Raw genomic sequence first — 2,971 nt, 5'->3', positions numbered from 1 at the left:
AGCTATTAGTCTATTAGTTGTTTTTGTATTAGTTCTTTCTATTTTTAGTATTGCTTATGCTGAGGAGAAAAAAACAACAGAGTATACAGAAGCTGAAAATTATTCACATAATAAGTCAGCGTTAGTATTCTTGACGGATTTTGGCCTTAAAGATGGTGCGGTATCGGCTATGAAGGGAGTTGCTTTTGGGGTAGATCCAGATATTAGAATGTTTGATTTGACTCATGAAATCCCCAGTTATGATATATGGGAAGGAGCCTACAGATTTAAGCAGACAGCTGAATATTGGCCAGAGGGGACTGTGTTTGTTGGTGTAGTAGATCCAGGAGTAGGAACCGATAGAGATTCCATTGTACTTAAAACTAAAGAAGGTTATTATTTTGTAGGTCCTGACAATGGACTATTTGGCTTAGTTGCAGAAGATATGGGAGTAGAAGAAGTAAGAAAGATTGATGGTGATAATCATAGATTAAAAGGCTCGGAAAAATCGTATACTTTCCATGGAAGAGATATCTTTGCTTATGTAGGAGCAAGGCTTGCATCGGGACAAATTAAATTTGAAGATGTAGGACCAAAGCTTAAAGATGATGTAGTTACCATATCTTACCAAAAACCAATTGTTGAAGATAATACAGTAATGGGGAATATCCCAGTATTAGATGTTCAATACGGGAATATATGGTCAAATATACCAGATGAATTGTTTGAAGAATTAGGCCCAAAGTTTGGGGATGAGTTTATGGTAGAAATACTTAAAGGAGATATGGTAGTATACAAGGCAAAGATACCTTATGTAAATAGTTTTGGGGATGTAGAAGAAGGTAAACCTTTAATTTATTATAATAGTTTATTAAATGTATCTATAGCTTTAAATATGGATAGTTTTGCAGAAACCTATGAAATAAGTTCCGGAGCGGAGTGGACTATAAAGTTGAGTAAGGTACAAAAATAAAAATAAGTTAGCAAAAACAGAACTTCTATAAAGGGAAGTTCTGTTTTAAAATTATGAAAATCAATGAATAAATCTAAAGATAGTTTAAGACAAATAATTGTTGAAAATAGAGCTTTAACCAGTAGGGCAAAGATGTTAAAACTGATATATAGGTATAGATATTTATGTTATAATAGTATAAATAGCATAATATTAGAAAGGTGGGGAATTTAATGAAAAAAAGTTTTAGAATTGTTTCTTGGTTTCTTGTGTTTGTCCTAAGTTTTTCTTTAGGCGCAGTAGCATTTGCAGAGGGGGTTTTGCCTTCTGATGTAAAAGAAGACAAATGGTATACTGATGCAGTGGAACACGTTTTTACGAATAAATTAATGGAAAACGTATCCGAGAACAAATTCCATCCAAATGGTGAGCTTAGTCGTGCCACACTATATAAGTCCTTTTATAATAGTGAAAAAGGCTCTGGTACATTAGAAGAAGCACTAAATTGGTGCAAAGAAGTGGGCATTTATGATGGTGAAGAATTCAATGGACAAGAGTTTGTTAGCCGTCTGGAAATGTTCAAAGCTTTATATAACTATATGAAATATAAAGATATATCTACTTTAGGAGGAAGTCTTGAATATTATAGCGATACAGAGAAATTATCTGAAACAGCTATACCTGTTATGGAATATCTATTAGGGACAGGCATCGTTAAAGGTAAAGATGGTGGTTTAATCGATGCTGATAGCATAGCCAAGCGTTCGGAATTAGCTAGGATTCATTATGATTTGCCTAAATTACTTACCTCTAGTACTTCAGGTGTTGTAACAGTTGTAGATAAATATGGCAATATTACTTTAGATTTGCGAGTTCAAAATTTATTGAATGCAGGATTTGAATTTGGAGATAACTTAATAGTAAAAATAGGTAAAGATGAAATAGAGGCACCTTTTGTTACTGCTTATAGCGATGTAGATAATGGTAGTGAATTAGTACGTGGGCCAAATGGTACAGGTTTAAGAAATATTATAATAGCTATTAATATGGGAAATTTTGCTGAAACATATAAGGCAAAAGAAGGAGAACAAGTTGATTTTGAGTTAAAAGAAAAAGGCGGTTATCTTACTGAATGGGAAATTCGTCAATTAGATCGTAGTAATAATCGAGAAGATTATGATTCCGATGTTATATTTGCAAATTTCCGTAATGTAACTACTGGCAATATTGGTCGTGAAGTTTACTATAGAAGCAGTAGCCCAGTCAATAATGATTTAGGTCGTGCAGCATATGCAGATGCTCTAGCTAAGGAAGCAGGTATAAAGACCATAATAAACCTTGCTGACAATGAAGAAGAATTAGAAGGCTATTTTGAGAAAGAGGATTTCAACTCACCATATTATAAGGGTTTATATGAAGAAGGTAATGTTATTTTATTAGATATGGGAGTCGATTTTGAATCCGATGATTTTAAGCAAAAACTTAAAACTGGTTTAGAATTTATGGTCGAAAATGATAGACCTTATCTTGTACATTGTAATGAAGGTAAGGACAGAGCAGGTTTTGTAGCTGGACTATTAGAAGCACTTATGGGTTCTACTGTAGATGAAATTAAGGAAGACTATATGATTACCTATATGAATTATTTTGGCGTAGAGTATGGTTCTGAACAGTATGAGAAGATAGCAGAAAGTAATATATTAGAGTCTCTAAGAAAAATTGCTGGATTAGAGAAAGGTACAGAACTTACCGATGTGGATTTAGAAGAAGCTGCAGAAGAGTATTTACAAGGTATAGGTCTAACAGGAGAACAGATAAAGACTCTTAAGAAAAAGTTAGCAATGGATTTAGTAGCTCTATATTTTCCAGAGGCAGCATAATATATAATGGGACAGCAGGTGGGACAGCAGGGACGGTTCTCGCTGTCCCATAGTTTTGGAAATAAATTCACAATATATAGAAAAGAAATTATTACAATGATATAATATTCTTAAGGAGAACAAAAAGTTGGTGAGAAAATGGAAAATAGAATAACAAATA

General features: G+C 33.3%; 3 protein-coding genes. All 3 read left to right on the top strand.

Going from position 1 to position 2,971, the window contains the following annotated elements; translation table 11 throughout:
* Positions 1-952 (top strand): SAM hydrolase/SAM-dependent halogenase family protein (locus VK998_RS04470; RefSeq protein WP_325225949.1); only part of this gene is annotated, 952 nt, incomplete at its 5' end.
* Between the two features lie 63 nt (positions 953-1,015).
* Positions 1,016-1,165, top strand: coding sequence for a hypothetical protein (locus tag VK998_RS04465; RefSeq protein ID WP_325225947.1), 150 nt, complete (start codon positions 1,016-1,018; stop codon positions 1,163-1,165).
* Positions 1,165-2,811: a tyrosine-protein phosphatase gene (locus tag VK998_RS04460; protein WP_325225945.1), complete on the top strand. Its 1,647-nt coding sequence runs from the start codon at positions 1,165-1,167 to the stop codon at positions 2,809-2,811. Before VK998_RS04465 ends, VK998_RS04460 begins: the two co-directional genes overlap by 1 nt.
* The last annotated feature ends 160 nt before the right edge of the window (positions 2,812-2,971 follow it).

This window comes from Schnuerera sp. (assembly GCF_035459645.1).
Lineage (GTDB): Bacteria > Bacillota > Clostridia > Tissierellales > Tepidimicrobiaceae > Schnuerera.
Note: the sequence above shows the minus strand (reverse complement) of the source record. Positions and strands in the feature narration are given on the sequence as shown.